Origin of the sequence: Streptomyces sp. CC208A, from assembly GCF_030010625.1 — a bacterium.
GTDB lineage: Bacteria > Actinomycetota > Actinomycetes > Streptomycetales > Streptomycetaceae > Streptomyces.
In genome coordinates, this window is sequence record NZ_JASCXN010000008.1 from 73,077 (window position 1) to 97,667 (window position 24,591).

The window sequence follows — 24,591 nt, forward strand, 5'->3', positions numbered from 1 at the left end:
AATGAGTGGTGTCGGAAGGGGACTCCGGCACCACCCCGCACCTTCCGGCCACGCTCGCTCAGTCCTGGGAAACCCGCACGTCAGCGGCCTTCACGAAGGCGATGCGATGGCCGAACTGGATCTGGTAGTACTCCTCCTGACCCCGCACCACCCGGTGGTTGCTGCTGTCGAACACCGGTGCGTAGTAGTACTCGCCGGGCGTCTTGAGCCCCGCCACGTACTTCTGCCCCGCGAGCAGCCGGTACGGCAGCGGCGACACGGCCTGCACCGGCACCCCCGCCGGATACGCCGAGGCCTCCGGATACGCCCGCCCGTACACCGGCACCTCCGCGAGACCCTCGCGCGGGGTGACCAGCGGCCCCCGCGCGTTCACCGCCGTCGGCGCCGCCTCCGGGTTGTGGAACCACGCCTTCTGCCCCAGATACCAGATCGCCGTCCAGTCGCCCCGGCGCTCCGCCACCGCATAGCTCTGCCCCGTGGAGGCGCGCGCCCCGGTGTCGTTGACCCCGGTCGTCGAGTCCTGCCCGCCGGGCCGCAGCCCGATGTCCTTCACCAGGGGCGCGTCGGCGCTCGGGGCGGTGTGCAGGCGCACCGCGCCGCTGCCGTGCGGCGGGCACGCCTGCCCGGCGGTCGAACATCCCGTGTAGACCGGCCGGTGGCTCGCGTACTCCGGACGGATCGTCACCACGTCCGCGTCCGGGCCCGCGCTCGGCGTGAGCGGCCGGCCGAGCAGCCGGAAGTAGTGCGCCCAGTCCCAGTACGGCCCCGGGTCGGTGTGCATGCCGCGGACCGACGAGGCCACCGGGCCCGGCACGTTGTCGTGCCCGATGATGTGCTGCCGGTCGAGGGGGACGTCGTACCGCTGCGCCAGGTACCGCACCAGCCGGGCCGAGGCGCGGTACATCGCCTCCGTGTACCAGGAGTCGGGGGCGGTGAGGAAGCCCTCGTGCTCGAGCCCCACCGACTTGGCGTTCACGAACCAGTTCCCGGCGTGCCAGCCGACGTCCTTCAGCGGCAGGTGCTGGGCGACGTGCCCGTCGGAGGAGCGCAGCGAGTACTGCCAGGAGACGTACGTCGGGTCCTGCACCAGCCGCAGGGTGACGTCCCAGGGCCCCTCGGTGTCGTGGACGACGATGTAGTCGATCGACTGCGAGACCGGTCGGTCCGCCTTGTCGTGGTTGCCGTAGTCCCCGTCGCCGAACTCCTCGTACGGCGCCGGGATCCACTCGCACGCCACCGTCTCCGGGCACTCCACCGGGCCGCGCTCCGGCGCCCGCAGCCCGAGCGCCGCCAACCGGCCCGTCTCCGGCACCACGTCCGGCGCGGCCGGCAGCGCCACCCGCTGCCCGCTGTCCGTGACCCGCTCCTCGCCGGTCCGGATCACCTCGAAGACGTCGTTCGCGTACGCCGCCGCCGTGGCCGCGTCGTCGGCGCCCGAGTACCGCGCCACCGCCCCGTACCAGTCGGCCGGGTCCGCGCTCGGCGCGAGCCCGGCCTCCCGCTGGGCCGCGGCGAGCAGCGCCGCACCGCCCTCGATGTTCGCCGCCGCCGAGGTCCGCAGCTCCTCCGCGGGGATCCCGGAGAGCGCCGACGCCCGCTCCAGGGTCCGCAGCCGCGCGGGCAGCTCCTCAGGAGAGGGCGGCTCCGTCCCGGCCCCGGTGCGGGCGGGCCGGGCGGTGTCGCCGCGCGCGTCCTCGCCGTCCTCCGAGTGGTGCGGTGCGGAGCGGGCCAGGGCCGTCGCCGCGTCGGTCAGGTGCATCGGCCCGTAGCCGCCGGTCACACTGGGCGCGCCGGCGTGCCCGTCCCAGCGCGACTGGAGGTAGGAGACCGCGAGCAGCACGCTCCCCGGCACGCCGTGGCGCTCGGCCGCCGCCTCGAACCGGCGCTGCAGGGAGTCCGCCACCGGCACGTCGGCACCGGCCGGCGGCGCGCCCGACAGCAGCGGCAGGAGCAGGGCGGCGGACGCGGCGAGGGAGAGCACACGCCCTCGGGACGCGGAACGGAGCAAGGCAGCCTCCAGGGGTGGGGGGTGACACGGGGGCGTGCGGGACCGAACCCGTACAGGGGTAGCGGCTCCCGGACCATCCGTCAATCACCCCTCACTCCAGGCGAGTTCCCACGTCAGTGCCGTGTCGGCGGCCGCACGGGGCGGGTTTCGCGGTGACGGCCCGCCCACCGGCGGCACGTCGGTGGTCTCGACCGATGAGGGGGGGCGGAGACGGCGAAGCGCCGCACTCCCGGTGTGTCGGCACCGGGTGCGCGGCGCACCCCCGTCTCGCGGCCGGGACCTCAGCGCGTCCCGACCGCCGCGCGCACGGCCCGCCGTGCCATGGCGCAGTCGTGGTGCAGCCGCCTCAGCAGCAGCCGCTGTTCCTCCCCGGGCGTGAGCGCCCCCGAGGCCACCGGCACCGAACCCGCCGGCGGTGCCTCCCTGATGGTCCGCTGCACGGCCGTCTCGTACGTACGGATCTCCCGCGTCAGCACGATCATCAGGTTCACCAGGAAGGCGTCCCGGGAGGCCGGGCCCGCCTGCTGGGCGAGCTGGCTGATCTGACGCCGGGCCAGCGGCGCGTCGCCGAGCACCGCCCACAGCGTCGCCAGGTCGTAGCCGGGCAGGTACCAGCCGGCGTGCTCCCAGTCGACCAGGACCGGACCTGCGGGGGAGAGGAGGATGTTGGAGAGCAGGGCGTCACCGTGACAGAACTGGCCCATGCCCTGCCGCCCGCCCGCGTGGGCCAGACCGTGCAGCAGCTTCTGCAGGTCGTCCCGGTCGCGGTCGGTGAAGAGCCCGAGCTCGTGGTAGCGCGCGATCCGCGCCCCGTAGTCCAGCGGCGCGTCGAAGGTCCCGGCCGGCGGCCGCCAGGCGTTGAGCCGGGCGATCGCTCCGAGCGCCGCCCGTACGTCGGCCCGCGGCGGGGCCTCCAGGGGGTGGCGCGAGAGGGCCGCGGCCCGCCCGGGCATCCGCTCGATCACCAGCGTGCCGTTCTCCGGGTCCGCCGCGATCAGCCGCGGCGCGCGCACCGGCGGACGGTGACGGACGAAGGAGCGGTAGGACGCTATCTCGTGCCGGAACCGCTCGACCCACGCGGGGGAGTGGTCCAGTAAACACTTCGCCACCGCCGTCGTGCGTCCGGTCGTCCCGACGATCAGGACGGACCGGCCGCTGCGCCGCAGCACCTGCACCGGGTTGAACTCCGGGCAGATCCGCTGCACCGAGGCGATGGCGACCTTCAGCTGCGCCCCCTGCGGACCGGAGAGGTCGATCCTGCCGCTGACCCGCGCACCGGGCACGGTGCCGGTCCCGGCCGTCCGGGGCCGGGGCCGCACGACCTGCGGCGCGGGAGCGAGGTACGGTCCGGCGCCGGCCGGCACCAGGCGGGTCTGCGGCCGGGGCGGGGCGGACACGGAGGACGATGCTGTGTACATGGAGGTGACAGATCCCTTCGTGTGCCGACGAATCGCGTGCGTCGCCCCGCCCGCCCCCGGTCCGCACCCTGGGGAAAATGAGGGCCGGTCGACGGGGCGGGGTGGCGCATACCTACCTGACACCCGCGCGTGGGTAGCGGAACACCGAGCGCACCCTGGCGAACCCTGGCGAATAGTCGCCAGCCCTATGACAGGGGGCTACTGTCAACTCAGCCGAGAACCTGGGGGCTTAGACGTGACAGGACAGACCAACACCCGCCTGGCGGACCTCTTCGGCCTGGCCGGCTGGTCCAAGGGCGAACTCGCGAGACTGGTCAACCGGCAGGCGGCGGCCATGGGCCATCCCCAGCTGTCGACCGACACCTCGCGGGTGCGGCGCTGGATCGACAGGGGGGAGACCCCGCGCGATCCCGTCCCCCGGGTGCTGGCAGCCCTGTTCACCGAGCGACTCGGCCGTGTCGTGACCATCGAGGACCTCGGGTTCGTACGACGCGGGCGTGCCGGAACGCGGCAGGACGTCAGGAACAGTGACGAGAACCCTGACGGAATGCCCTGGGCTCCCGACCGTACGGCTGCGGTCCTCACCGAATTCACGGGAATGGACCTCATGCTCAACCGACGCGGCCTGATGGGCGCGGGAATCGCGCTCACCGCCGGATCCGCACTCAGCAGTTCCCTGTACGACTGGCTCCGCACCGAGCCCTCCCGCCCCACCGCGGCCCCCCACGCCACCGATCCCCTCCACGCCGACCCCGCCGGGTACGACCGCTACGAGGCCGCCCCCATCGGGTCGGAGGAGATCGAGGCGCTGGAGCGCTCCGTGGAGGTCTTCCGCGCCTGGGACGCCTCCCGGGGCGGCGGCCTCCAGCGCAAGGCCGTGGTCGGCCAGCTCAACGAGGTCGGCGGCATGCTCGCCTACCGCCACGCCGACCACCTCCAGCGGCGCCTGTGGGGTGTGGCCGCCAACCTCGCCGTCCTGGCGGGCTGGATGTCCCACGACGTGGGCCTCGAACCCACCGCCCAGCGGTACTTCGTCATCGCCGCCCACGCGGCCCGCGAGAGCGGCGACCGGCCCCGGGCCGGCGAGGCGCTCTCCCGCGCCGCCCGCCAGATGGTCCACCTGGGCCGGCCGGACGACGCCCTCGACCTGATGAAGCTCGCCAAGTCCGGCGCGGGCGAACGGCTGCTGCCGCGCACCCAGGCCATGTTCCACACCATCGAGGCGTGGGCGCAGGCGTCGATGGGCCGCGGCCAGGCGATGCGCCGCACCCTCGGCGAGGCCGAGGACCTCTTCGTCTCCGAGGCCCAGGACAAGACGCCGAGCTGGATGCAGAACTTCGACGAGGCCGACATGCACGGCATGCAGGCGCTCGCCTACCGCACCCTCGCCGAGCACGACCCGGCGGCCGCGATCCCCGCCCAGCGCCACGCCAAGCTCGCCCTGGACCTGCGGCGTGACGGCCACGACCGCTCGAAGCTCTTCGACCACATCTCGATGGCCTCGGCCTGCTTCATCGCCGACGACCCCGAGCAGGCGGACCGCTACGCCCGGCTCGCCCTCATCTCCATGGGCGAGACCTCCTCGCACCGGACCTGGCACCGGCTGCGCGAGATGTACCGGCTCACCGGCCAGTACGCGGGCTACTCGAAGATCGAGGACCTGCGGGCCGAGCTGGAGGTCGAGCTGCCGAAGTCGCCCGAGGCCCCGCGATCGGGGCTGATCTGAGAGCGGGGCACGGCCCCGGGGAGCGGTCCGCACGCGGACGGAGAAGACGCGGACGGAGAAAGCACGCCGGATCGGGCTCCGGCCTGCCCTCCGTACGACTTCCCGTGCCGAGGGCCGCAGTTCGGGAACCGGATCAGGAACCGCCTCGGGAACCGGCTCAGAAGCCGCCTCGGGATCCGGTGCTCAGGAACCGACGCGGACGACCATCACGCAGGCGTCGTCCCCCCGCGCTCCCTCGCCGAACTCCTCCAGGACCGACCGCAGGCACTCCTGCGCGTCCCGCGCCTCCGACAGCCGGGGGGCGAGGGCGAGCAGCCGTGCCACACCGGTGTCGTCGAAGACGCGCGCACCACGGGTCAGACCGTCGGTGTGCAGCACGAGCACGTCGCCCGGGCGGAGCGGGGTCTCGGTCTCCCCGTACGCGGCCCCTGCCGTCGCCCCGAGGAGGACGCCCTCCGGCCGGCGCAGCGGACGCCCCGTCCCGTCGCGGAACAGCAGCGGGGCGGGGTGGCCGGCCTGCGCCCAGGTGAGCGTCTGCGCCACCGGGTCGTAGCGGCAGCACATCGCGCTGCCCAGGGCGGGCTGGCCGGAGCTCTCCAGGAGCTGGTTGAGGTGGCCCATGAGGGCGCCGGGGCGGATTCCGGCCACGGCCATGCCGCGCAGCGCGCCGAGCAGCATCGCCATCGAGGAGATCGCCGTCACGCCGTGCCCGGTGAGGTCGCCGACGGTCAGCAGGGCGTCGCCGCAGGGCAGCGCGAGGGCGTCGTACCAGTCGCCGCCGATCAGGTTGGTGGACGCGGCCGGGAGGTAGTGACCGGCGACGTCGAGCGGGGCGGGGCCGCCGTGCGCGAAGCGGAGCGAACCGCGCCACGGCGGGAGGACCGCCTCCTGGAGCTCGACCGCGACCCGGCGCTCGGTGCGCTCGATCTGCCGGGTCCGCTCCAGCCTGTCCCGGCTCTCGCGGACGGCCCGCTCGCTGCGCCGCAGCTCGCTGACGTCCCGCAACACGGCCCACATGGAGGCGGTACAGCCGTCGGCGTCGAGCACCGGCTCGCCGGTCATGTGGACGGTCCGGATCCTGGCGTCCGTGCGGATGATCCGGAACTCGCCGTCGATCGGCTTCCCGTCGATCAGACAGTCCGTCACCATCGCCTGGAGCAGCGGCTGGTCCTCGGGGAAGACCACCGTCGGCATCTCGTCGAGCGACATGGGGCCGAGCGCGCGCGAGCGGCCGAAGATCTGGAACAGCTCCTCCGACCAGCTCACCTCGTCGGTCAGCAGGTTCCACTCGGCGCTGCCGACGCGGCTGAGGAGGGAACCGGTACGGGCCGGCGGCTCGCCGTAGGCGGCCCCGGCGTCGCTCGTGAACGAGCCGTGGGGGACCGGGGCCTCGTCCTCGGGCGCCTCGTCCCGCTGCCCCGGGAGCGTGCCCACCGGGGCGCCGTCCCGAAGCTGGCCGAATTGTGCCCTCAGGTCGTCGAGCTGATGCATGGCCAGATCGCACAGTGCGCGCTGCCAGCGCTGTCGGGGATCGTCGTCGTAGGCAGCGGCGTCCCGGCGGACGGCGTCGACCTCGCCGCGCAGACGGCGCGTCTGCGAGATCAGCGCGTCCACCGCGCCCGGCTCCGGAGGCTGGGCGGGACGGTCCGCGAACAGAGGGGACGGCATGTCGTACTCCGATACAGGCGCGGCGCGGCCCAGATGGAAAAGGGGCCTGAGGACGACTGTGGCACAGGGGCGGAGCGCTCGTAAGGGATTCGGCGACACTCGATCCGGTGGTGCTTCTGGCATATGTCAAAGGCCCGGCCGTTATCGGCCACGCCACAAGAGGCTACGGTGCAGGTGTGGTGAGTGACGAGGCGAACGGTACGGCGGGAGCGGTGGGTACGGACACGGGGGAGGCGGCGGTGACTTCGGGCCCTGCGGGTACGGCGGTGCTGCTCGCGGCGGCGCCCGCCGGACGCGGCCGCACGATGGACGCGGCCTCCGTGCTGCCCGCGCTCGCCGCGGTGCCGCCCGGCGTCCTCACCGGCACGGCGACCGCGACGCTCGTCGAACTCGCCGACCCCATCGACCCCCAGGCCGTCCTCACCCGGCTGCGCGCCGCCGCGCAGAGCCCCGGCCCGCTCGTCCTCTACCTCGCGGGCCAGCTCCATCTGGACCGCCGTCAGCAGCTGCCCCACCTCGCCCTGGCCCGCAGCACCTCGGCGGCCCTGCGGTACACCGCCCTGCCCTGGCACTGGCTCGCGGAGGCGGCGGCGGCCCGTCCGGCCGGGACGACGACGGTCGTCGCCGACCTGGTCGCGGACCCGGAGACCTGGACCCGCCTCGGCACCGGCACCGACCTGTTGCGCCTGACGCCCTCCCCGGCCCTCTACGCCCGCGTCACCGCACCCCCGCGCCGGGGCGAACACGCCGCCCCCGACTACCTTCGCGCCTGGGCGGACCAGTGGCGCGCGGGCGCCCGCCTCCCCTTCCCCGCCCTCCACGCGGAAGCGGCGACCCGCACGCAGTCGCCGCAGGCCCTGTTCCTGACGCCGACCACCCACCCGACGGCCCCGGCGCCGCAGCCCCCGGCCCAGGTCCCCGCCCCGGCCCCGGTGCCGGCCTCGGCTCACGCCCCGGCCCCGGCCCAACTCCCCGCCCTGGCCCAGACCTCCACCCCGGCCCGAGCCCCCGCCCCGGCCCAAGCCCCCGCCCCGGGGCCGGCCCAACTCCCCGCCCCGGCCCCGGCCCACCCTCCGGTTCCGGCCCCTGTGCCGGGACCCGCTCCCGTTCCCGTACCCGTGTCCGGTCCTGCTCCCGTACGCGCGGAGCAGCCCGCCCCCGTCGGGGTCCCGCCCCTCCCCGCGGGCTTCGCGGCGGCTCCGCCCGTACCGGCGGCACCCCCGGCCCCGGCCGACCCTGAGCTGCGGCGGGAGCCCGTACCGATCCCCGAGGATCCCGAAGTGTCCCCCGGGGCCATGAAGTCGGTCCCCCCGAAGCGGGAAGGCGAGGAACCGGCCGCGCACGATCCGCACCCCGCGATCCTGTCGGCCGCGATGGCCGGGCGGCACGCCGAGGCGGCGGAGATGGCGGCCGCGTGGGAGCGGGACGCGCTGCGGCGGTTCGGGCCCCGGTCGGAGGAGGCGGTGCACTGGATGGAGGTGCGGGCGGACCTGGCCCGGCTGGCGGACGAACCGGCCCGCAGCTGCGAGTTGTGGCTCGCGGTCGCCGAGGCGCGGCTCGGGCTGCGCCAGCGGCCGGACGACCGGGACGTCGAGGGCGCGGTGGACCGGGCCCACCACCAGTGGGAGCAGATCACCGACCCGGCCCGCGCCCGCGCCCTCGGCCCCGCCCTCGTCTCCCTCCGCCGCCGCGTCCCGGGCCGCCGCCCCGGCGCCCTGGAAGCGCTCCGCCGCCGCATGCACGCCCGCTGACCCGGACGGGCCGGACAGTCCCGTACCCGCGGGAAGGTTCCTCATGACGTCTCTCGCCCGTGCCCAGCGGTCGCTCGCGGATCCGTCCGTCCGGCATCCGCTGTGGCCGCCGCTCACGGCGGGGTGCCCGGTGACGTCCACCGCCGAGGTCGCGTACCCGCTGGAGATCGACTACGACTACGACGCGGTGCCGGCGGACCTCTTCGCCGGGCCCGCCGCGCACGGGCTCGAACGGTGGGCGCCGCTGCTGCCGCCGCTGGCCGCGCCGGGGCTGGGGGAGGGGAACACGCCGCTGGTGGAGCTGGCCGACGGGGTGTGGGTGAAGGACGAGTCGCGCAACCCGACATGGAGCCACAAGGACCGGCTGAACCGGGTGGCCGTGAGCGCCGCCGTGGCCTCCGGGGCGCGGGGCGTGGTCGTCTCCTCGTCCGGCAACCACGCCGCGGCGGCCGCCGCGTACGCGGCCCGTGCGGGGCTGCCGTGCGCCGTGTTCACCTCGCCGTACGCCCCGCCCGCCGTCGCCTCCCACCTGCGGGCCTACGGCGCGACCGTGCTGACCGTCCCGTACGCCTCCGTACGGCCCCTGATGCGGCGGATCGTCGACGAGCTCGGCTTCCAGCCGGTCAGCAGCGTCACCGACTCCGCGCACACCGGGCACCCCTTCGGCCCCGAGGGTTACAAGACGATCGCGTACGAGATCGCGCTCGCGCTCGGGCGGGCCCCGGCCGCCGTCCATGTGCCCACCGGTTACGGGGAGTTGCTGTTCGGGATCGCCAAGGGCTTCCGGGAACTGGCCCGGCTGGGGGTGACCGACGCGGTGCCCCGGATGTACGCCGCCGAGCCGGCCGCCGCGGGGGCGCTGACCGAGGCGCTGCGGACCGGCCGCCCGGCCGCCCGCGTGCCCGTCGGGCCGACCGCCGCGTACGCCATCGACTGCGAGGTGAACGGCTACCGCGGGGTCCTGGCGGTGCGGCGGACCGGCGGCGCCGCGCGGACGGTGACGGAGGAGCAGTTCGCGGCGGCCCGGGCGGAGCTGGCCTCGCAGGGCGTCTGGTGCGAGGTGTCCGCCGCGGCCGGCCTCGCGGGCCTGCGCGCGCACGGCCCCGACCCGGCCGGGGAGGACGGCCCCGTCGTCTGCGTCGTCACCTCCAGCGGCTACAAGGACGTGGCCACGGGGAAGGAGGCCGTCACGCCGATGGACGCCGACTGGGAGACCGTACGGGCCGCGCTGAAGGCGTGAGCCCGGCGCCCCGGGCCGCGCGGGTGGCACTCCGCCGCCCGGCGTCCTGAGATGATCTGACGTATGACCGTCTCCTCGCGCCGCCCGGCGGCCACCGCCTCCGGGACTCCCGGCGGGGCCGCGCTCCGCACCGAGCGGCTGCTGCTGCGGCCGGTGCGGAGCGCGGACGTGCCGGCCGTGACCCGGCTCTGGACCGATCCGGAGGTGCGGCGGCACCTCGGCGGGCCGGTCGTGGAGTCGGTCGTACGGATCCGGCAGCGGCGGATCGTCGGCGCGCCCGGCTGCCACGCCGTGGTCCGCGCCGAGGACGGTGTGCTGCTGGGCCTCGTCACCGTCGAGACCGAGGGGCGGGGCGGCGAGACCGAGGTGTCGTACCAGTTCCTGCCCGAGCACTGGGGGAGCGGGTACGCCCGCGAGGCGGTGGCCGCGGCCGTCGCCCGGGCCCTGGAGACCGCGCCGACCGTGGTCGCCGTCACCCAGGAGGCCAACCACCGCTCCCGCCGCCTCCTGGAGGCCGTCGGCCTGGAGCACGCCGGCACCTTCGTGGAGTGGGACGCCCACCAGGTCCTGTACCGCCGCCGCGCCTGAGCCCTACCGCGCGCCGGGGAGCCGCACCGTGGCGATCAGGCCGCCGCCGGTGACGTCGAGCGGCGTCCGCGAGATGGCCGGCGGCGCGGCGCCCGACGCGTTGAGCAGGACGTCGTCCACGGACGCCCCCCGGCCCAGGCGGAGCACGTACCGCGCCGTCTCGGCCAGGACCGAGCAGCCCGCCCCGAGCGCCAGGGCCCGGCGGGTGCGGACAGGGACGCGTCGCCGTTCATGCGCCCAGGGGACCCGAAGGGGTGTCACGGCGGCGTATGCGGTTCTTGACACGCCCGCGATACACCGGCCCGGCGCCGTGCCGGGCGCGGATCGTGGAAGGCTGGGCCCCATGTCCTTTCTCGTGATGGGCGAGTGCGTCGCCGACATCGTCCGCGCCCCCGGCGCCGCCGACGTCGTCCACCCCGGGGGCAGCCCCGCCAACGTCGCCTTCGGCCTCGCCCGCCTGGGCCGGGAGACCACCCTCCTCACCCAGCTCGCCGACGACGCCCCGGGGCGGCTCATCGCGGAGCACCTGACCGGGGCGGGGGTGCGGCTCGCGATCGGGGGCGTTCCGGAGCGGACCCCGGCGGCCGTCGTCTCCCTCGACGGGGAGGGGCGGGCCGCGTACGCCTTCGACCTCGTCTGGACCCTGGCCGCCGAGGAGCCGCCGGCGACCCCGCACCCGATCCGGCACGTGCACCTCGGGTCGATCGCGGCGGTGACCGGACCGGGGGCCGCCACCGTGCTCGCCCTGACCCGGCGGCTGCGGGCCACCGCCACGGTGAGCTACGACCCGAACGTGCGGCCCGCGCTGATGGGGGAGCACGGGACGGCCGTGGCCCGGGTCGAGGAGTGCGTGGCCCTCGCCGACCTGGTGAAGGCGAGCGACGAGGACCTGGCCTGGCTCCACCCGGGCGAGCCCCCGGAGGCGGTGGCCGCCCGCTGGCTGGCCCTCGGGCCCGCCGTGGTGCTCGTCACCCGGGGCGGGGAGGGCTCGCTGGCGGTGACCCGGCAGCACACCGTGGCCGCCGGGGCGCCGGCCGTCACCGTCGCCGACACGGTCGGCGCGGGCGACTCCTTCATGTCCGCCGTCCTCGACGCCCTCGCCGGCCGGGACCGGGACCGGCTCGCCGCGCTCGGCGCCGACGAGCTCGCCGGGCTGCTGGCCCGGGCCGGTGCCGCGGCCGCCGTCACGGTCTCCCGGTCCGGCGCCCGGCCGCCGGACCGGGCGGAGCTGGCCGCGGCCCTCGCCGGGCTCCCGGACCGGGCCGTCACGTCCGGGCGTGGCTCGTGATGTCCGCCGCGAACTGCTCGATCAGCTCCGGCGTCACCGTCGGGCGGGCGGCGGCGATCGCCGCCAGGTAGTCCGCCGTGCTCGCGCCCGGCGCCGGGGCGTCCGTGCCCCGGCCGCCGACGGCGAGGAGGTCCCGCTCGAAGGACGCCTGGGCGGCGACCCGGGCCGCGTGCTCGATGTCCGCCGGGGTGAACAGGTCGCTGGCGAGGACCAGTTCGTCGATGTCCACCTCCGGGCGGCCGTCGGTGTAGCGGGCCCAGATCGCGGCCCGGGCCGCCTTGTCCGGCGTACCGATCGGGATCAGGTAGTCGAAGCGACCCGGCCGCAGGAAGGCCGGGTCGAGCGAGCGGACCGAGTTGGTCGCGCACACGAGCAGCCGCTCGTCGCGCTCCCGGAACCCCGGGATCAGCTTGAGGAGCTCGTTGGTGACCCCGTGCAGCCCGCCCGGCCGCGCGGGCTCGGAGCGCACCGGGGCGATCTCCTCGACCTCGTCGATGAAGACGAGGACCCGGTCGAGCTCCGCGATCCGCGCGAAGGCCGTGCGCAGCGCCGCCGCGAGGTTCCCGCCGTCGGCGAGGCGCGACGGCAGGATCTCGACGAACGGCCAGCCGAGCCGGGAGGCGACCGCCCGCGCGAAGGTGGTCTTGCCGGTGCCGGGCGGACCGAAGAGACAGATCGCCCGGGGCGGCCGGACCCCGTGCCGGGTGGCCCGCTCCGGCTCGGCGAGCGGCAGCACCACCCGCCGCTCGATGAGGTCCTTCTCCCGCTCCATGCCGGCCACCTTCGCCCACAGGTCGCCCGGGAGCAGACGGCCGCCGAGGTCGTCGAGCAGCCCGGCGGCGGGTCCGTGCAGCGGCTCGGTCTTCTCGAAGTACGCCACCGCCGGCTGGCGCGTGTAGCCCGCGTTCAGCAGCCCCTCGCCGAGCAGTTCCTCCTCCGGCAGGACGTACGCGATCCGCCCCACCCGGGCGGCGACGAGCCTGCGCTCCAGCTCCACCAGGAGCGCGCTGGCCAGGCCCCGGCCGCGCCAGGCGGAGGCGATCGCGATCCGCATCACCCAGGCGCGCTCCCCCGAGACGCAGGCGAGGGCGGCGCCGATCGGCACGCCCTGGTGGACGGCGACGACGGCCGGCTGGCGGGAGGTGAGGGCGCCGATGCACTCGGCGAGCGAGAAGACGGACTCCTGGCCGAGCTCGGCCGTGGTGTCGATCAGATGGACGACGGCCGCGAGATCGCTCTCGCGGTAGTCGTGGATGTGCCAGTTCACCGGTGGTACCGCCCCTCGTGCGCACGCCGTCCGCCGGACCGCGTGCCGTTGTGTGCGTGCCGTGTCTCTCGTTGCGGCGAGGCTAGGCGGGCGCCGGGCGGCGGGGCCTGCGCCATCCTGCACAAGGCGGGGCGGGGAAACGCGCCGCTTCGTCACTGGGCGGAGCGGCGCGTACGCGTGCGGCGGCGCTCCCGGGAGAGCGCCGCCGCACGGGCGGGATCAGGCAGGTGCCTCACGTCCTGCGCTTGCTCATCAGCAGCCCGCCCGCGGTGAGGGCGAACAGACAGACACACGCGCCCGCGATGACATTGCTGAGGACCATGCCGGTGTCGGGGCTCCGGGTGACGACCCACGGCGCGATGATCGTCCAGGCGCCGAGCAGCAGAACCACGAAGTTGAGGTCCTGGGAACGCTCGGGGGCCATCGACATGCACAGGCCGAGGACCGCGAGGGCGATGCCGACGACCAGGTTGGTGATGGCCAGTTCCGGCCTGGCGGCCGCGAAGTGGACCGTGTAGGCGGAGACCGCGATCCAGACGCCCGCGAGGATGACGAGTTCCTCGACGGCCGCCACTCCTCTGGTCTGCAGGATCTGCGCGTAGCGCTCGCGCATCTCCGTGGCGTCCGGGTGTCCCGCGATGTCACCGCGGCGGTGAGAGACGTCGGCCATGTGACTCGCCTCCTTGCTGGCGTACTGCGTGTCGGACCGCGCTCGCGGCACGAATGCCGCAGTCCCATTGTGCTCTTATATGTTCCTTATGTGAAGCGGGGACGAGAGCGGCCGACCGGAGCGGCGTACGCTGGGAGAGGACTCGGGGCACCCGCTCAGCGCCGGAGGCGAGACGATGGCCGGCATCGTACGGAGAAGCTTCGACACCGCGGACGAGACCCGTCCCTTCGAGGGCGGCAAGGGCAGGCTCGACCTGCTCACCACGGACGGGGGTCCGGTCGGGCGCGCCGTCTTCGAACCCGGCTGGCGGTGGTCCGAGCACGTGAAACCGCTCGCCGGCACGGACAGCTGCCAGGCGTCGCACATGGGGTACGTGGTCAGCGGCCGGCTCCACGTCGTCATGGACGACGGCGAGGAGGCCGACTTCGGCCCCGGCGACTTCATGGAGATCAGCCCCGGCCACGACGGCTGGGTCGTGGGCGACGAACCCTGCGTGGCCCTCGACTGGGTCGGCGTCGGCGACTACGCCAAGCCGTCGTCCTGACGGCGGGGGCGGGGCGAGGGGGCGGCCGGCGGTCGCCCCCGGACGCGCAGGCCCTTGACGCACCGCCTCTCGGCGCACCGGCCCGCGGCTCGCCGGGAGGGACCGTCCGCCCGCTGAAAACCACCTGAGCCGGCGGTCGTGACCAGGCACAATGCCGCCATGATCCAGGACGACCGCCGCACGCCCGTGCCGTACGCCGGCGCCGACGAGCGCACCACGCTCACGGCCGTGCTCCAGTTCCAGCGCGACACCCTCGCGCTCAAGTGCGCCGGGCTCACCCCGGAACAGCTCAAGGAGCGCGCCGTGCCGCCCTCCGGGCTCTCCCTCCTCGGCCTGGTCCGGCACGCCGCCGAGGTCGAGCGCGGCTGGTTCCGCACCGTACTGGCGGGGGAGGAGAGCCGCAGCCCCTGGACCCCGCCCGGCGCCACCGAATGGGCCGACTTCGACGTCGAACATGCCGACACCGAGGCCGACTTCGCGGTCTGGCGCGCCGAGTGCGCCCGCTCCCGCGCGATCGTGGACGCCGCGGGCTCCCTCGACGACACCGGCCACCTGGGGGACGAGACGTACTCCGTCCGCTACGTCCTCGCCCACATGATCGAGGAGTACGCCCGGCACAACGGCCACGCCGATCTGCTCCGCGAGCGCATCGACGGCACCACGGGGGAGTGAGCACGGACATGACGACCCCTCAGCACCCCGACGTCACCGAGGCCATCGCGCGCGAGCGCCGCCTCCACGACCCCGCCGTCCGTCTCTCCCGGCCCCTCGCGGAAGCCCTGTTCGACCCCGATTTCATCGAGGTGGGCGCCTCCGGGCGGCGCTGGACGTACGAGGAGATGCTCGCCGCCCTGCCCGAGCTGCACGGCGGCGAGGACGGCCCGCCGATCACCGCCGGGCGTTTCGCCGGCACCGTGCTCGCCCCCGGGATCGTCCACCTCACCTACGAGACCGTCATCGACGGCCGGCACGCCCGCCGTTCCTCCGTCTGGCGCCGCGACCCCGCCGACACGCTCCGCCTCTACTACCACCAGGGCACCCCGGTGCCCGAGGGCACGGCTCACCCGTAGGCGTCCGTCACGCAGTCGGCCGCGCAGCCGTGGTGGTCGAAGCGGCGGCGCAGCGCGGCCGCCGCGTGCCGCCGCTCGACCCGCTCGTGGCCGTACCGCTCCCGTACCAGCCGTTCCACGGCCCCGACGGTGACGATCGCCGGCTCGCCCTCCCCGGCGGCCCGGCGGGCCGCGGCGATCGCCTGGTCGGCGGCGCGCGTCAGGTCCCGGACGTAGGCCCGGTGAGCCATCGTCAGGGCGCGGCGCGCGGCGAACGGGCGCGTGGCGCGCCCCTTCCACAGGATCCCGGCCGCGATCAGGCCGAGACCGCCGCCACCCACGATCACACCGCCCACGACGGCGCTCAGACGATCCCCCACGACTGCCGTCCTCCCCTTCGTCCGCCGACGATCCTACGGCGGCGGGCGCGGGTCACGGCCGTGTCCGGGCTGTGCGGGGCGGCCGGTCACGCCTGGACGAGGTCGCCGTGGCGGTGCGCCACGCGCCACTCGCCGTCCTCGCGCCGGTACGCCTGGGTGGCCCGCAGGGTGTAGGTGCGCGGCTCGCCGTCCACCGACGCCGAGATGTGCTCGAAGCACGCCGTGTAGGCCATGTCGCCGACGACGTCGTGGCTCACCACCTCGATGCGGTACGACGTGCAGGCGGAGAAGCGCCGGGCGAGCGCCGTGAACAGCGTGTCCACGTCCTCCTGCCCGACGGCGTTGTACCAGGCCCCCAGCACGCTCACCGGGTCGCGGCGCGACCAGAGCGCCCGGCGCGGCGCCGGGTCCCCGTCGTGCAGCGCCCGTTCGGCGGCCTGGAGATCGGTCCTGACCCACGTCAGGAAGGCGTCCCGGTCGGTCATGACTTCATGATGCGCCCCGCGTGCGGCGCCCCGCATGCCGTGCCCCGCCCACGGCCCTGAGGTGACTCGTGTCAGTGACTCGTGTCACCATTGCGTCTCCAGTCCTTGACCCCCGTGCGGGACGGCCCCGACGCTGCCCCTGTCACCCAGAGCCGCCGCCGCACCGGACCCGCGCCCCAGGAGCCGCCCAGATGACCTCCCACGGCCCCCTCGTCACCACCAACCGCGGCCCCGTCCGCGGCGAGCGCCGCACCGACGGCACGTACCGCTTCCTCGGCATCCCGTACGGTCGGCCGCCCGTCGGCGAGCTGCGCTTCGCCGCCCCCGAACCGCCCGAGCCGTGGACCGAGCCGCTGGACGCGACCGCCTACGGCCCGACCGCCCAGCGCCGCCCCTTCGCCGAGGTCACCACCATTCCCGAGCCCAGCGTCCCGGGCGCCGGCGTCCTCAACCTCAACGTCTTCACCCCCGACACCGCCCCCGCCGAGGGCCTGCCCGTCCTCGTCTGGATCCACGGCGGCGGTTACGTCGCGGGCTCCGCCGCCAGCCCCTGGTACGACGGCGCCGCCTTCAACCGCGACGGCGTCGTCCTCGTCTCCGTCGGCTACCGGCTCGGCATCGAGGGCTTCCTGCACCTGGAGGACGCCCCCGACAACCGCGGCGTCCGCGACTGGATCGCCGCCCTGGAATGGGTCCGCGACAACATCGCCTCCTTCGGCGGCGACCCCGGCCGGGTGACGATCGCCGGCCAGTCCGCCGGCGGCGGCGCCGTCCTCACCCTGCTCTCCGTGCCCTCCGCCGGCGGCCTCTTCCGGGGCGCGCTCGCCGTCTCCGGCGCCGTGCTCCGCCCCGACGGCCCCGAAGCCGCCCGCGCCGCCGCCCGGCTCCTCACCGCCCGCACCGGCGTCCCCGCCACCGCCGCCGCCCTGCGCGACCTGGACGACGACGAGCTCCTCGCCCTCCAGGACCGGCTCGCCGAGGACGGGCCCGACCGCGAGGGGCTGCCCCCGATGCTGGCCCTCGCCCCCTTCGCGGACGGCGAGCTGATCCCCGTACCGCCCGCCGAGGCCCTCACCGCCGGCGACGCGGGCGCCGAGGTCCCGCTCATGCTCGGCTTCACCGCCGACGAGTTCTCGATGTTCCCCGGCCCGGAGGGCGTGCCGCTCCCGGTCCTCCTCGGCGCGCTCGGCCTCGACCCGGCACGCGCGGGCGAGTTCACCGCCGCCTACCCCGCCGTGCCCGAGTCGACCCTCTTCGGCCAGGCCCTCACCGACGTCATGTTCCGGGCCCCGAACCTGGCCGTCGCCGACGCCCGCGCCGCCCGCGAACGCCCCACCTGGCTCTACGAGTTCGCCTGGCGCTCGCCGGTCCTCGGTCACGCCGCGCACTGCCTCGACCTGCCGTTCGCCTTCGACCTCCTCGACGCCGAGGGCGTCCACGCGGTCGCGGGACCCACGCCGCCGCAGGCCCTCGCCGACGCCGTGCACCGCGCCTGGGTGGCCTTCGTCAAGGACCAGGACCCGGGCCCCGACTGGCCCCGCTACGCCCCCGGCACCCGCGCCACCCGGGTCTGGGACACCGAGCCCCGCGTCGAGGCCGACCCGATCCGCCACGTCCGCGACCTCTGGTCGACCTGACCGGCGGGCCTCCGGCGGGACGCCTGGACGGTCCGGAGCGACGGGGCCGGGACCGACAGGGGCCGGAGCGACGGAGCCGGATCGATGGGGGGCTGGGCCGACGGGAGCCGGATCGACGGGAGCCGGATCGACGGGACGGGGGCCGGACCGGCGGTGTCCGCCCGCCCGGCCCCCTCGCGGCTCAGCCCTCGAAGCCGACCGTCCCGTCCGGGAGGAGCGCCTCCACCCGCGCCCCGTGCTCGACCGTGCGGCTCACCGTGCAGAACTTCTCGTGCGTGAGCCGCACCCCGCGCGCGAACACCTCCGCCGCCTTCGGGTTGGAGTCCGGCAGGTCGAACTCGTAACTCACCCGGATCCGCCCGATCCGCCCCCCGTCCTCCGGCGCCGACACCGACTCCACGACGATCCGCAGCTCGTCGTGGTCCACGGCCCGCGCGGTCCGGTCGATCACCAGGCCGCCGCAGCCGCCCATCGCCGCAAGCAGCAGCTCCACCGGCGTGAACGACGGCTGGGCGCCGTCGTCGTCGGCCGCGGCCATCAGCACCTCCGCCCCCCGGTCGTTGCGGGCGGTCCACCGCCGGTACCCGGTACGGACGGTCTCGACGCGGTAGTCGGCCATGGGGACGTGCTCCTCACACTGTGCTCGGACATGTGCCCCGTACGCTACGGCGCCCGGCCCCGCCGGACCCCACCCGCCCGGCCGACCGGGCGTCCGGATCTAGGGGCCGCTCGGTGTGACGAGGCCGGACTCGTAGGCCAGGACCACGAGTTGGGCCCGGTCGCGGACGCCGAGTTTCGTCATGGCCCGGTTGACGTGGGTCTTCGCCGTCGACGGGCTGATCACCATGCGGTCGGCGATCTCGTCGTTGGACAGGCCCCGCGCCACCAGGGCCACCGCCTCGCGCTCCCGTCCCGTCAGTTCCGCCAGGGCCGGGCCCGGCCGCGCGGCGGCGGGGAGCGGCTGGGCGAGGTACCGGTGGATGAGTCGGCGGGTGATCGCCGGCGCGAGGAGGGCGTCGCCGCGCGCGGCGACCCGCACGGCGTGCAGGAAGTCCTCCGGCAGCACGTCCTTGACCAGGAACCCCGCGGCGCCGGCGCGCAGCGCGTCGAGGACGTACTCGTCCATGCCGTAGTTGGTGAGGATCACGACGTGCGTCCCCGCGAGGGACGGGTCGGCGGCGATCCGCCGGGTGGCCTCGATGCCGTCGACGACGGGCATCCGGATGTCGACGAGTGCGACGTCGGGGCGGTGTGCACGGGCGAGGGCCAGGGCCTCCTGCCCGTCGGCGGCCTCGGCGACCACCTCGATGTCGTCCTCCAGGTCGAGCAGGGCGCGGAACCCGCTGCGGATGAGCGGCTGGTCGTCGACGAGCAGGACCCTGATCACGGCGTGCGCTCCACGGGGAGTTCGGCCCGGACCGAGAAACCGCCCCCGTCGCGCGGCCCGGCGGTGAGCCGGCCACCGAGAGCGGTGACGCGCTCGCGCATGCCGAGCAGGCCGAGACCGGGTACGGGCGCGGCGGCCGGCGTCGCCCTGCCGTCGTCGTCGACCCGGACCGCGAGCAGCTCAGGCCGGCAGTCGATCCGGACGGCCGCAGACGTCGCCTCCGCGTGCCGGGCGACATTGGTCAGCGACTCCTGGACGATCCGGTAGACCGTCCGGTCCACGGCGGCCGGCACGTCCGCCTCCCGCTCCCGCCCCTCGACGGTCAGCGTCGCGTTGAGCCCCAACGCCCGCGCCCGATCGAGGAGTTCCGGTATGTCGGCGAGGCCGCGCGGCGGAGTCGTGTCGTCGTCGCGCAGCGCCTCCAGCGTCGCCCGCAGCTCCCGGCTCGCCTCCCGTCCCGCCTCCTGGATGGCCAGGAGCGGCGCGGGCACCTCCTCGCCGCGCCGCCGGGCCACATGGACGGCGACCTCGGACTGCACCTTGATCACCGAGATCTGGTGGGTGAGGGAGTCGTGCAACTCCCGGGCGATCCGCAGCCGTTCCTCGTCGGCGCGGCGCCGGGCCGCCTCCTCCCGGGTCCGCTCGGCCTCGTCCGCCCGCCGCTCGGCCTGCCGCAGCGCCTCGCCCGCCGCGCCCGCCGCGATCAGCCAGGCGATCTCCAGCGCGCCCCGCGCCCGCGCGAACGCCTCCGCCACGCCGTACGGCCCCGACACCAGGGCCGCCACCGGCAGCGCCGCGAGCATGAGCACGCTCGCCACCGCCGTCACGGTGCGGTGCCCCGCCCGTACGGCCGCGTACACGGCGAACAGATAGGCCACGACCGGCACGTCGAAACCCACCGCCTGGTAGCCGACCGCGCACGCCCCGGTGACGGCGAGCACCGCCCGGGGCGCGCGCCGCCGTGCGACCAGCGCCAGCCCGCCCGCCGCCAGCAGCCCGTACCCGAGCACCGCCTGCGGCAGGGCGGGCCGAGGCCCGGACGCCGCCGTGACCAGCAGCGCCGCCGCCACTCCGAGGGCGATGACCACATCCCCGTACCGCTGCCGGACACCGGCCTCCGCTTCCTTCATGGGCGCACCCTAACCGGCTCCCCGGCCCGGGCCGTCGCCCCGGGGAAGGAGCCTCCGCCTACCACGGACGCGGTAGGCGGGCGTCCACTGCCGCACCGGCGGCAGACGAAGTGTCCGCGCCCGGCGGACGACCGGGGGAGGGGGTGCCGGACATGCTCGGATCACCGGCTGCACGAGGAAGCCGCACGAAGAGCCCGCACGAAGAAACCGTCCGAAGAGCCCGCACGAAGAAGCCGTCCGAAGAGCCCGTACGAGGAAGCCGTACGAGGAACAGGAGCCCGCCCATGTCCGTCCGCCGTCTGCTCGCCACCGCCGCGTCCGCCCTGCTCGGGGGCGTCGTGCTCGCCGCACCCGCCGCGGCCGCCCCGGCCTCCTCCCTGGCCGCCTCCGTCTACACCTTCAGCGCCGGCCGGATCGGCTCCAGCGCGGGCGCGGTGATCGGTCTGATCGGCCTCGCCGCGGCGTGGCGCGCCCTGACCCGTCCCACCGGCCGCCTCGGCACCACGACCGGACCGCGCGGTCCCCTGCTCGCCCTGGGTGCCGGGACGGTCGCCCTGGTCCTGGGCGGCCTGGTCGCCGCCACCGCCGACGGCGGCCTCGGCACCGGCAACGGCCTCGGCGGCGCCTACGTGTCCCTGCTCGTCGGACTCGCCGCCACGGCACTGGGCGGACGGGCCCTCGCCCGCGCCCGCCGCACCCGCTGACCGCACCGGGAGGCTCTCCGGCTGAGTACTCGCTCACCGCCGGCTGAGTACACCGGCGGATCCGCAGCCCGTCCGCCCCGGCTGGAATGGACCCATGACCTTCCGCGCTCCGGCCCGCCCCCGGCCCCTCCGGCACGTCTCCGCCACCGGCACCGCCCTCGTGGTGGCGCTCGGTCCGGTCGTGGTCGGGGCCCTCCTCGCCCGCTCGGTCGGCGGCGACCCGATGGTCTCGGTCAACGCGTTCATCGCCGGCGGCGGGCAGCGCGCCCGCCTCTCCCGGCAGCAGCTGCGCACCTGCGGGAGCCGGATGAACGCCCGCCGGGTTCAGGCCGTGCGCGGTCTGCGGGCCAGGACGAACCCCTGGGGCGAGGCGTCCCCCGGCTCCGGCTCGCGCACCAGCCGCGCCGACTCCACCAGACCGGCGCCGGCCAGCAGCCGGACGACATGCTCCGGAGACCAGCGGTAGACGTCGAGGTCCACCGCGTGCCCGTACGCCCGCTCCAGCCGACGCCGCTCGCGCTCCGGGCCGTTCGTCGCCTTGAAGGCCAGTAGGAGCAGTCCGCCCGGCGCCAGGACACGGCCGAACTCGGCGAAGGTGACGGTGAGTTCGTCCTCGTCCATGTGGACGGTCGAGTACCAGGAGAGTACGCCGCCGAGCGAGCCGTCCGGCAGATCGAGGGCCGTCATCGAGCCGACCTCGAAGCGGAGCCCCGGGTACGTCTCCCGGGCCACCCGGACCATGCCGGGGGAGAGGTCGATCCCGAACGCCTCGGCGCCCAGCTGCCGCAGACGCTCCGTCACCCGCCCCGTCCCGCACCCCAGATCCGCGATCGCCGCAGGACGGCCGTCCGCCTCCGCGCCCGCCGCCACCTTCTCCGCGAACGCGGCGAGCACCGCCCGGTCCAGGGGCGCGGCCTCCAGCTGGTCGGCCAGCAGCCGCTGGTAGTCGACGGCGACGGTGTCGTACGAGCGGCGCGTGGCGTCGGCGCGGGCGACGGCCCCCGCGAGGGCGCCCGGACGTGTGTCGGTCATGCCCGGCACCCTAACCGTCGCCCACCCCGCCCCACCCGAACCGCCTCCCAGCCGCCCTCCACCCACCGGCCGAAAACCGGCAGACCTGACCGAAAGCGCCTCTGACCAGCCCCGTTCTTTCGCGATTTCCTCACCGAAGCGGCCCCGCCACGCCCCGGAATACGGGATGATCGCCCCCGCACCCGAGAAGGGCCGGCCCCCGGGCCGGTACGGCAGCGTCGAAAGGCATCCCCTCATGGCCAGGCGGCACCCCGCCCGCGAGAACCCGCAGAGCCCCCCGCCCGCCGACGTCCCCGCCGGCGCGCCCGGCATCGGCCGCCGCCGTTTCCTCGGCTACGTGCTCGCCGCCCCCACACTCACCGTCGCCGCCCAGGCCGGCGCCGAGGCGCTCGCCCCGGCCACCGCCGAGGCCGCCGAGGCCGTCATCCCCTCCCTGCCGGGACCGGCCGAACTGCTCGACCTCAACGACCTGTTGACCACGGCCGCACTGCCGACGAGCCACCTCGTCACCATCCGCGTCGACGCCGACGGCACCGCCCACTTCGCGCTGCCGCGCGCCGAGGTCGGCCAGGGCGTCACCACCTCCTCCGCCATGCTCATCGCCGAGGAGCTCGACCTGCCGCTGGAGAAGGTGCGGGTCACCCTCGCCGACGCCCGCCCCGAGCTGCTCTTCAACCAGCTCACCGGCGGTTCCAACACCACGGTCTCCACCTACACCCCGATCCGGGTCGCCGCCGCCGTCGCCCGCGGCCGGCTGCTGCACGCCGCCTCCCTCGTCCTCGGCGAGGCGGTCTCCACCCTCACCACCAAGGCCGGCACCGTCCTCTCCCCGGCCGGGGCCGTCCTCGGCTACGGCGAACTCGCCGCCCGGGCCGCCGCCGTGACCGACACGGCCGTCGCCGTCACGCTCAAGAAGCGCGCCGACTTCCGGGTCATCGGCACCCCGCGCCGCCGCCAGGACGCGCTCGACGCCGTCACCGGCCGCAAGAAGTTCGCCATGGACCTCCGGGTCGAGGGCGCCCTGCCGACGATGGTCTGCCGCCCGCCCACCATCAACGGCACCGTCCGGTCGGTCGCCAACCTCGCCGCCGTACGGGCCATGCCGGGCGTCACCGACGTCGTCACCGTCTCCACCGGCGTCGCCGTCCGCGCCCGCACCTTCGGCCAGTGCGTCGACGCCGTCCGCGCCCTCGACGTCGACTGGGGGCCGGGCACCGCCGAGGACGCCACCGACGCCACCGTCCTCGCCGAGCTGCGCCGGGCCGAACTCCCGCTCGTGGTCCCGCCGCTGCCGCTGCTCACCAAAGCCGTCGACGCCCGCTTCACCTTCCACTTCGCCAGCAACGCCGCCCTGGAGACCAACTGCGCCATCGCGGACGTCCGTCCGGACTCCGCCGAGATCTGGGCCTCGCTGAAGGCCCCGATCGTCGCCCAGGAGCAGATCGCGCTCCGCCTCGGCCTGCCCGTGACCGCCGTGAAGGTCCATGTCACCGAGGGCGGCGGCTCCTTCGGGCGCAAGCTCTTCCACGACGCCGCCCACGAGGCCGCCGAGATCTCCCGGAAGCTCGGCAAGCCGGTGAAGCTGATGTGGCACCGCACCGACGACTTCCGGCAGGGGCGTACGCATCCCATGTCGACCTCGCGGGTCCGCGCCACCTACGCGCTCGGCGAGGTCCTGACGTACGAGCAGCGGCACACCTCGGTCGCCACCGACTTCGGCCACGGCATCGGCGAGGTGCTCACGGCGGAGGCGGCCCGGCTGCCGGTCGCGGACCTCACCTTCTCCGAGGCGATGTTCCAGCTCACCCAGATCAGCCCCTACCACCTCGGCGTCACCACCCAGCTCCTCGCCGAGACCGACAAGGGCTACAACACCGGCTCGATGCGGAACATCTACTCGCCCAACGTGCGCACCGCCCAGGAGCTCGTCCTCGACGAACTGGCCCGCCGCATGGGCGAGGACGCCTACGCCCTGCGCCGCCGCCTGGTGAAGGAACCCCGCGCCCGGGCCGTCCTCGACAAGGTCGCCCAGCTCGGCCGGTGGGGCAGGCCCATGGCCCCCGGTACCGCGCAGGGCATCGCCGTGCACCCCGAGTACCACTCGTACGTGGCCGTGCTCGCCGAGATCGACTGCCGCCCCGCGACCACCGGCCGCACCGTCCCGAACGCGTACACCGGGCCCCGCGTCACCAAGGTGGTGTGCGCCGTCGACGCGGGCCTCGCCGTCAACCCCCGGGGCCTGGAGGCGCAGATGATGGGCGGCGTCTCCGACGGCATCGCCCTCGTCCTCACCTCCGGGCTGCACCTGAAGGACGGCGCCTTCCTGGAGTCCAGCTGGGACAACTACTTCTACACCCGGCAGTGGAACACCCCGCCCGAGCTGGAGATCGTCGTCATGCCGCCGACCGGCGACACGCCCGGCGGCGCGGGCGAGCTGGCCGTCGCGGCGGCGATGGCGGCCGTCGCCTGCGCCTACGGCCGGGCGACCGGCACGATGCCGACCGTCTTCCCGGTCAACCACACCACCCCGCTCCCCTTCACCCCCTCCCCGACCGTCCCCCCGATCCCGGCCTCCCCGACCGACGGCCGCGACGGCATCCTCTGAGATCCCGGAGTCGT

23 protein-coding genes are annotated in these 24,591 nt (G+C 75.3%); 11 read left to right on the forward strand and 12 right to left on the reverse strand.

Annotation, left to right across the window (positions count from 1 at the left end; genetic code table 11):
* Positions 1-58: 58 nt before the first annotated feature.
* Positions 59-2,008: a peptidoglycan recognition family protein gene (locus QK442_RS11735; RefSeq protein WP_282693832.1), complete on the reverse strand. Its 1,950-nt coding sequence runs from the start codon at positions 2,006-2,008 to the stop codon at positions 59-61.
* A 281-nt stretch (positions 2,009-2,289) separates the two neighbouring features.
* A complete protein-coding gene (locus QK442_RS11740; RefSeq protein ID WP_282693833.1) occupies positions 2,290-3,426 on the reverse strand; it encodes an aminoglycoside phosphotransferase family protein in 1,137 nt (378 codons plus the stop codon).
* A 235-nt stretch (positions 3,427-3,661) separates the two neighbouring features.
* Here QK442_RS11740 and QK442_RS11745 point away from each other — a divergent pair, with 235 nt between their 5' ends.
* Positions 3,662-5,152, forward strand: a complete 1,491-nt coding sequence (locus QK442_RS11745) for a hypothetical protein (protein ID WP_282693834.1) — start codon at positions 3,662-3,664, stop codon at positions 5,150-5,152.
* Positions 5,153-5,335: 183 nt separating this feature from the next.
* On the opposite strand, the gene QK442_RS11750 is transcribed toward QK442_RS11745, so the two are convergent.
* Entirely contained in the window at positions 5,336-6,820 is a 1,485-nt protein-coding gene (locus tag QK442_RS11750; RefSeq protein WP_282693835.1) for a SpoIIE family protein phosphatase, read from the reverse strand.
* 239 nt (positions 6,821-7,059) lie between these two features.
* On the opposite strand from QK442_RS11750, the gene QK442_RS11755 reads away from it, so the two are divergent.
* The 3 genes from QK442_RS11755 to QK442_RS11765 all read left to right on the forward strand — a co-directional run bounded on the left by QK442_RS11755 (position 7,060) and on the right by QK442_RS11765 (position 10,399).
* Positions 7,060-8,571, forward strand: a complete 1,512-nt coding sequence (locus QK442_RS11755; RefSeq protein ID WP_282693836.1) for a hypothetical protein — start codon at positions 7,060-7,062, stop codon at positions 8,569-8,571.
* A 43-nt stretch (positions 8,572-8,614) separates the two neighbouring features.
* A complete protein-coding gene (locus tag QK442_RS11760) occupies positions 8,615-9,811 on the forward strand; it encodes a pyridoxal-phosphate dependent enzyme (RefSeq protein ID WP_282693837.1) in 1,197 nt (398 codons plus the stop codon).
* Positions 9,812-9,874: 63 nt separating this feature from the next.
* The gene (locus QK442_RS11765) at positions 9,875-10,399 is read left to right on the forward strand and encodes a GNAT family N-acetyltransferase (protein WP_282693838.1); all 525 of its coding nucleotides are present in this window, start codon (positions 9,875-9,877) and stop codon (positions 10,397-10,399) included.
* A 3-nt stretch (positions 10,400-10,402) separates the two neighbouring features.
* Here the strand turns inward: QK442_RS11765 and QK442_RS11770 are convergent, their stop codons facing one another.
* The gene (locus QK442_RS11770) at positions 10,403-10,660 is read right to left on the reverse strand and encodes a VanZ family protein (RefSeq protein WP_349239646.1); all 258 of its coding nucleotides are present in this window, start codon (positions 10,658-10,660) and stop codon (positions 10,403-10,405) included.
* 82 nt (positions 10,661-10,742) lie between these two features.
* Here QK442_RS11770 and QK442_RS11775 point away from each other — a divergent pair, with 82 nt between their 5' ends.
* Complete coding sequence (locus QK442_RS11775; RefSeq protein WP_282693839.1) at positions 10,743-11,687, forward strand: carbohydrate kinase; 945 nt, start codon at positions 10,743-10,745, stop codon at positions 11,685-11,687.
* Here QK442_RS11775 and QK442_RS11780 read toward each other — a convergent pair.
* Positions 11,665-12,954, reverse strand: coding sequence for a bifunctional GNAT family N-acetyltransferase/ATP-binding protein (locus QK442_RS11780; RefSeq protein WP_282693840.1), 1,290 nt, complete (start codon positions 12,952-12,954; stop codon positions 11,665-11,667). The genes QK442_RS11775 and QK442_RS11780 overlap by 23 nt on opposite strands.
* A gap of 232 nt (positions 12,955-13,186) precedes the next feature.
* Positions 13,187-13,624, reverse strand: coding sequence for an SPW repeat protein (locus tag QK442_RS11785; RefSeq protein WP_282693841.1), 438 nt, complete (start codon positions 13,622-13,624; stop codon positions 13,187-13,189).
* A gap of 175 nt (positions 13,625-13,799) precedes the next feature.
* On the opposite strand from QK442_RS11785, the gene QK442_RS11790 reads away from it, so the two are divergent.
* From QK442_RS11790 to QK442_RS11800, 3 genes are all read left to right on the forward strand, one after another.
* Positions 13,800-14,168, forward strand: a complete 369-nt coding sequence (locus QK442_RS11790) for a cupin domain-containing protein (RefSeq protein WP_282693842.1) — start codon at positions 13,800-13,802, stop codon at positions 14,166-14,168.
* 159 nt (positions 14,169-14,327) lie between these two features.
* Positions 14,328-14,840 carry a DinB family protein gene (locus tag QK442_RS11795; RefSeq protein WP_282693843.1) on the forward strand — a complete coding sequence of 171 codons (513 nt, stop codon included), beginning with the start codon at positions 14,328-14,330 and terminating at the stop codon, positions 14,838-14,840.
* A gap of 8 nt (positions 14,841-14,848) precedes the next feature.
* On the forward strand, positions 14,849-15,238 hold the full coding sequence (locus QK442_RS11800; protein ID WP_282693844.1) for a nuclear transport factor 2 family protein: 390 nt from the start codon (positions 14,849-14,851) through the stop codon (positions 15,236-15,238).
* Here the strand turns inward: QK442_RS11800 and QK442_RS11805 are convergent.
* Both QK442_RS11805 and QK442_RS11810 read right to left on the reverse strand, forming a co-directional pair.
* On the reverse strand, positions 15,229-15,597 hold the full coding sequence (locus QK442_RS11805; RefSeq protein WP_282693845.1) for a hypothetical protein: 369 nt from the start codon (positions 15,595-15,597) through the stop codon (positions 15,229-15,231). The two genes, QK442_RS11800 and QK442_RS11805, sit on opposite strands and share 10 nt — an antisense overlap.
* Positions 15,598-15,683: 86 nt before the next feature.
* Positions 15,684-16,082: a nuclear transport factor 2 family protein gene (locus tag QK442_RS11810; protein ID WP_282693846.1), complete on the reverse strand. Its 399-nt coding sequence runs from the start codon at positions 16,080-16,082 to the stop codon at positions 15,684-15,686.
* A gap of 191 nt (positions 16,083-16,273) precedes the next feature.
* On the opposite strand from QK442_RS11810, the gene QK442_RS11815 reads away from it, so the two are divergent.
* Positions 16,274-17,719 carry a carboxylesterase family protein gene (locus QK442_RS11815; protein WP_282693847.1) on the forward strand — a complete coding sequence of 482 codons (1,446 nt, stop codon included), beginning with the start codon at positions 16,274-16,276 and terminating at the stop codon, positions 17,717-17,719.
* A gap of 181 nt (positions 17,720-17,900) precedes the next feature.
* Here the strand turns inward: QK442_RS11815 and QK442_RS11820 are convergent, their stop codons facing one another.
* From QK442_RS11820 to QK442_RS11830, 3 genes are all read right to left on the reverse strand, one after another.
* Positions 17,901-18,338 (reverse strand): OsmC family protein, encoded by a 438-nt coding sequence (locus QK442_RS11820; protein WP_282693848.1) that lies wholly within the window; start codon positions 18,336-18,338, stop codon positions 17,901-17,903.
* A 99-nt stretch (positions 18,339-18,437) separates the two neighbouring features.
* A complete protein-coding gene (locus tag QK442_RS11825) occupies positions 18,438-19,106 on the reverse strand; it encodes a response regulator transcription factor (protein WP_282693849.1) in 669 nt (222 codons plus the stop codon).
* On the reverse strand, positions 19,103-20,236 hold the full coding sequence (locus tag QK442_RS11830) for a histidine kinase (RefSeq protein WP_282693850.1): 1,134 nt from the start codon (positions 20,234-20,236) through the stop codon (positions 19,103-19,105). Before QK442_RS11830 ends, QK442_RS11825 begins: the two co-directional genes overlap by 4 nt.
* Before the next feature lie 284 nt (positions 20,237-20,520).
* Here QK442_RS11830 and QK442_RS11835 point away from each other — a divergent pair, with 284 nt between their 5' ends.
* Complete coding sequence (locus QK442_RS11835; protein ID WP_282693851.1) at positions 20,521-20,940, forward strand: DUF6223 family protein; 420 nt, start codon at positions 20,521-20,523, stop codon at positions 20,938-20,940.
* A 324-nt stretch (positions 20,941-21,264) separates the two neighbouring features.
* Here QK442_RS11835 and QK442_RS11840 read toward each other — a convergent pair whose 3' ends face one another.
* Positions 21,265-21,972, reverse strand: coding sequence for a class I SAM-dependent methyltransferase (locus QK442_RS11840; protein ID WP_282693852.1), 708 nt, complete (start codon positions 21,970-21,972; stop codon positions 21,265-21,267).
* Between the two features lie 235 nt (positions 21,973-22,207).
* Here QK442_RS11840 and QK442_RS11845 point away from each other — a divergent pair, with 235 nt between their 5' ends.
* Positions 22,208-24,577: a molybdopterin cofactor-binding domain-containing protein gene (locus QK442_RS11845; protein ID WP_282693950.1), complete on the forward strand. Its 2,370-nt coding sequence runs from the start codon at positions 22,208-22,210 to the stop codon at positions 24,575-24,577.
* Positions 24,578-24,591 lie beyond the last annotated feature (14 nt).

Bases quoted from the DNA above. Each gene is read 5' to 3' on its own strand.
- QK442_RS11790 (WP_282693842.1), top strand. From the start codon at position 13,800: ATGGCCGGCATCGTACGGAGAAGCTTCGACACCGCGGACGAGACCCGT.
- QK442_RS11760 (WP_282693837.1), top strand. From the start codon at position 8,615: ATGACGTCTCTCGCCCGTGCCCAGCGGTCGCTCGCGGATCCGTCCGTC.
- QK442_RS11740 (WP_282693833.1), bottom strand. From the start codon at position 3,426: ATGTACACAGCATCGTCCTCCGTGTCCGCCCCGCCCCGGCCGCAGACC.
- QK442_RS11795 (WP_282693843.1), top strand. From the start codon at position 14,328: ATGATCCAGGACGACCGCCGCACGCCCGTGCCGTACGCCGGCGCCGAC.
- QK442_RS11845 (WP_282693950.1), top strand. From the start codon at position 22,208: ATGGCCAGGCGGCACCCCGCCCGCGAGAACCCGCAGAGCCCCCCGCCC.
- QK442_RS11785 (WP_282693841.1), bottom strand. From the start codon at position 13,624: ATGGCCGACGTCTCTCACCGCCGCGGTGACATCGCGGGACACCCGGAC.
- QK442_RS11765 (WP_282693838.1), top strand. From the start codon at position 9,875: ATGACCGTCTCCTCGCGCCGCCCGGCGGCCACCGCCTCCGGGACTCCC.
- QK442_RS11835 (WP_282693851.1), top strand. From the start codon at position 20,521: ATGTCCGTCCGCCGTCTGCTCGCCACCGCCGCGTCCGCCCTGCTCGGG.
- QK442_RS11820 (WP_282693848.1), bottom strand. From the start codon at position 18,338: ATGGCCGACTACCGCGTCGAGACCGTCCGTACCGGGTACCGGCGGTGG.
- QK442_RS11750 (WP_282693835.1), bottom strand. From the start codon at position 6,820: ATGCCGTCCCCTCTGTTCGCGGACCGTCCCGCCCAGCCTCCGGAGCCG.
- QK442_RS11830 (WP_282693850.1), bottom strand. From the start codon at position 20,236: ATGAAGGAAGCGGAGGCCGGTGTCCGGCAGCGGTACGGGGATGTGGTC.
- QK442_RS11840 (WP_282693852.1), bottom strand. From the start codon at position 21,972: ATGACCGACACACGTCCGGGCGCCCTCGCGGGGGCCGTCGCCCGCGCC.
- QK442_RS11810 (WP_282693846.1), bottom strand. From the start codon at position 16,082: ATGACCGACCGGGACGCCTTCCTGACGTGGGTCAGGACCGATCTCCAG.
- QK442_RS11815 (WP_282693847.1), top strand. From the start codon at position 16,274: ATGACCTCCCACGGCCCCCTCGTCACCACCAACCGCGGCCCCGTCCGC.
- QK442_RS11800 (WP_282693844.1), top strand. From the start codon at position 14,849: ATGACGACCCCTCAGCACCCCGACGTCACCGAGGCCATCGCGCGCGAG.
- QK442_RS11775 (WP_282693839.1), top strand. From the start codon at position 10,743: ATGTCCTTTCTCGTGATGGGCGAGTGCGTCGCCGACATCGTCCGCGCC.